This is a genomic window from Bifidobacterium miconis, assembly GCF_019331735.1.
Taxonomy (GTDB): Bacteria; Actinomycetota; Actinomycetes; order Actinomycetales; family Bifidobacteriaceae; genus Bifidobacterium; species Bifidobacterium miconis.
Genome location: NZ_JAHBBH010000075.1, coordinates 1 through 3,525 on the forward strand (window position 1 = coordinate 1; position 3,525 = coordinate 3,525).

The following is a 3,525-nucleotide window of genomic DNA, read 5'->3' on the forward strand; positions in this document are numbered from 1 at the left end:
TCAGCCTCTCGATCGTCAAACTGCCGTGCCGCATCACGCCTCGAGCACGGCGAGCACCTTCTTTTCGTCGTAGAACGCGAAGATCAGGCCGCCCAAGCCGCACAGCACCGCCGCGCACACGGCGGCTGCGCGGTAACCGGCCCCGGAACCCGCGCCGATCGTGCTCAGGCCAGTGAACAGCAGCATCGACAGGCTCTGTCCCATCTTCATCGCGAACGTGCGGGCCGCGTAGAACATGCCCTGCCGGTCCTCGCCGGTCGTCTTCGAGCTTGCGCCGGCGATGTTCGCCACCACGGCCTGCGGCAGGATGCCGAAGATCGCCATCGGAATCGCGCATGCAACCGACAGCACCACACCTTGCGCCATCGCCGGCATCGCGCCCAATGCGCCCGAGCCGAGCAGCGATGCGAACACGTACGCGCACGTGAAGATCACAAATCCGACGAGCATGAGCCGCTTCTTGCCGACGCGCCCCGCGAACATGTTCACCGGCAGGTAGAACAGCACGGAGACGCCGGTCATGAGCACGAAGTAGATCGTGGTGCTCGTTTCGGGGAGCTTGAGCAGGCTGGTCACAAAGAATGGCAGACCGGTCTGGAACATGGTGATCGCGATCCAGTACACGATGTCAGAGCTGACGAACTTGACGAATTCGCGGTCGCGGAACGTTTCCTTGAGCGAGGTGAGCGTGTCTTCGCTGGTCGGCTTGGAGTCGACGTATTCGCGTTCGTCGATGGTGAGCGCGGGCACGAGCATGCAGACGAACGCGATCGCAGCGAGGATGGTGAACGTGATGCGGATGGCGTTCACGCGGCCGAGTCCGGGCACGAACGCACCCCAGATGACCGGCGCGACGTACGCGACGGCGGTGCCGGCGATGAACGTGAACGAGATGGTCGTGGAAATGTTGAGCTGCTGCTTGGAGTCGTGGCCGAGTTCGGCGATGAGCGCGTTGTACGGCGTGCAGTAGAACGTGAGCGCGATGTAGTAGCCGATAACCGTGACGAACAGGAACGCGGCGTTCGCCCAGCTGGTCGTGTTGACCGGGCTCCAGAAGACGAGCACGGTGATGACGGCGAGCGGGAGGGCCGCGAATTGCAGGAATGGGATGCGACGGCCTTTTGGCGACTTGCTGCGGTCCGACAGACTTGCGACGGCGGGATCGACGAACGCGTCGAAGAAGCGCGCGAACGCGGTGATGCCGCCGACGACGGTGACGATGCCGAGAATGACGAGGCCTTGCGGCACGAAGACGGTTTGGCCTTGGGCGATGGTTTCCGCGTCGGGCTGGTAGAAGTACACGAGCCAGTTGGAGATGATGCCGCTCAGCAGCGCCCATCCGAACTGACCGGTCGCGAACGCCCACACCTTGGCGGTGGGTAGGTCTTTGACCGTGGGTTTGGTGGTCGAGTCGGGAGTCAGTGTGGAGGCCGGCGCAGCGGTCTTGGCGATCTTGCCGGCGGCTTGGGCCGCGGTCGCATTGCCTGTCGTTCCCGTTCCCCGGTCAGTCTCGCCCTGCGATTGTGTCATCGTGCTCATCCTCGAACCTCCTGATCAACATTGACACTATGTCAAAGAATACCCCAGTTCCCGCGATGCCCCGAGCAACATCCCGGGAGCCGCCCCAGCACGTCATTCTTCCATCATCTACAACACCGTAGAAGCTGGCGGCAGCCTCGGCCCCCTCGGCTGAGGGGGCTCCCGGCGAAGCCGGGTGGGGGAGCGTCGCGGCACGCCAGTGCCGCCAACAACACGGCATCGCGCGAAGCGCGATCCCATTACTTGAGCGCGCGCCCCGCCGACCCAAGCTGCTGGCACGCTTCGACCACGCGCGCGGCCATCGCCGACTCGGCCTCGCGGCCCCACGAGCGCGGGTCATAGAACTTCTTGTTGCCCACTTCCCCGTCGATCTTGAGCACGGCGTCATAGTGCGAGAACATGTGTCCGGCCACCGCGCGCGTGAACGCGTACTGCGTGTCGGTGTCGATGTTCATCTTGACCACGCCGTAGCTGACCGCGCGCGCGATCTCGTCCGCCGCCGAGCCGGATCCGCCGTGGAACACGAGCGCGAACGGCTTATGGTCGGGCAGGTCCGGCAGCGTGCAGGACGCGATGTCCGCGGACGCGATCGAGCCGAGCCGTCCATCATGCGCCGCATCCCATACTTCGTTCTGGATGTCGCGCAGCAGTTCGGGGCGCAGCTTGACGACGCCCGGCTTGTACGCGCCGTGCACGTTGCCGAACGTGAACGCGGCCATGTAGCGGCCGTGTTCGCCGAGTCCGAGCCGTTCGGCGACGCGCACGCCATCGGCCGGCGTGGAGTACAGTTTTTCGTTGATTTCGGCGGAATGGCCGTCTTCTTCGCCGCCGACCGTGCCAATTTCGATTTCGAGCACGGTATGCGCTTTGACGGATTTCTCGAGCAGTTCGGTCGCGATGTCGAGATTTTCCTCGAGCGGCACGGTGGAGCCGTCCCACATGTGCGACTGGAACGTCGGCTCTTCGCCGCGCTTGACCTGCGCCGCTTCGATGTCGAGCAGCGGACGCACCCAGTCGTCGAGGTACTGTTTGGCGCAGTGGTCGGTATGCAGCGCGACGGTGATGTTCGGATACTTTTTGGCGACTTCGTGCGCGAACGCGGCGAAGGCGAGGGAGCCGGTGACGCGGTCGTTGACCGACTGTCCGGAGAAGTAGGCGGAGCCGCCGACCGACACTTGGATGATGCCGTCGGATTCGGCTTCGGCGAAGCCCTGCAGCGCGGCGTTCAGTGTCTGTGTGCTTGTGACGTTGATCGCGGGGTAGGCGTAGCCGCCGTGACGGGCGGCGTCCAGCATTTCGGCATAGCGTTCTGCGGTTGCGATAGTCATATCCCCATTATTTCGCGCCACGATGACGAACACGCTCGCATCCGCAACGCCTGCCAACCGACCCCAAAAACAGTGCATCTATCCGATACACAGCAAAAGGCCGCCGGCATTGAGACATATGCCGACGGCCTATAGCTTAACGGGGATGGACTCAGAAAACCACCCCACCGGCCTCGGCCCGATTCCGCAAAGTCTCTGTGGCCACCAGAAGGGTTGGAATCGGTAGCGACGCTTCAACCGGCATCTCTATCATAACCGATATGCTAGCAAAGTCGACAAATCCTTTAGCGGGGAGAACAGTCGACCATCCACAAATAGTGGGTGAAGGTGCCGCGTCGTAGTACGCGGCGCGGCTTAGCGAAAGGCACGATATGTGCAACTCAGAAAAGCCGCGCTCTGGCTCGGCAATGTGGCTGATGGCGCTGGTTGTCGTCACCATTGGCAATAAAATCGACCCGATTACGGCCGATCTGCTCATGATGGACATTACGGTCTACATGATGTGGCGCGATAGCCACTCGCCACATGATGAGCTGAAGTAACGCCGGAAGGTCCGCCTGAAAGACACAGGAGGACCTTTTTCTAACTCTTCGCATTATGGCGCGCCTGTACTGGCCGTCCGTCGTATCGGAATCGCGCTCCGCGCGATGCTGTGTTG

The 3,525-nt window shown here is 62.7% G+C and carries 3 protein-coding genes; 1 reads left to right on the forward strand and 2 read right to left on the reverse strand.

The window, feature by feature from the left end:
• Positions 1 to 33: 33 nt before the first annotated feature.
• Together KIH79_RS12600 and fbaA are read right to left on the reverse strand one after the other, a co-directional pair.
• On the reverse strand, positions 34 to 1,368 hold the full coding sequence (locus tag KIH79_RS12600) for an MFS transporter (RefSeq protein WP_338023156.1): 1,335 nt from the start codon (positions 1,366 to 1,368) through the stop codon (positions 34 to 36).
• 410 nt (positions 1,369 to 1,778) lie between these two features.
• On the reverse strand, positions 1,779 to 2,867 hold the full coding sequence (gene fbaA / locus KIH79_RS12605) for a class II fructose-bisphosphate aldolase (RefSeq protein ID WP_219059700.1): 1,089 nt from the start codon (positions 2,865 to 2,867) through the stop codon (positions 1,779 to 1,781).
• Between the two features lie 371 nt (positions 2,868 to 3,238).
• Here fbaA and KIH79_RS12610 point away from each other — a divergent pair, with 371 nt between their 5' ends.
• Positions 3,239 to 3,409 (forward strand): hypothetical protein, encoded by a 171-nt coding sequence (locus KIH79_RS12610; protein WP_219059701.1) that lies wholly within the window; start codon positions 3,239 to 3,241, stop codon positions 3,407 to 3,409.
• Positions 3,410 to 3,525: the final 116 nt, after the last annotated feature.

Excerpts from the sequence above, each read along its gene's own strand:
- KIH79_RS12610 (WP_219059701.1), top strand. The coding sequence starts at position 3,239 with ATGTGCAACTCAGAAAAGCCGCGCTCTGGCTCGGCAATGTGGCTGATG.
- fbaA (WP_219059700.1), bottom strand. The coding sequence starts at position 2,867 with ATGACTATCGCAACCGCAGAACGCTATGCCGAAATGCTGGACGCCGCC.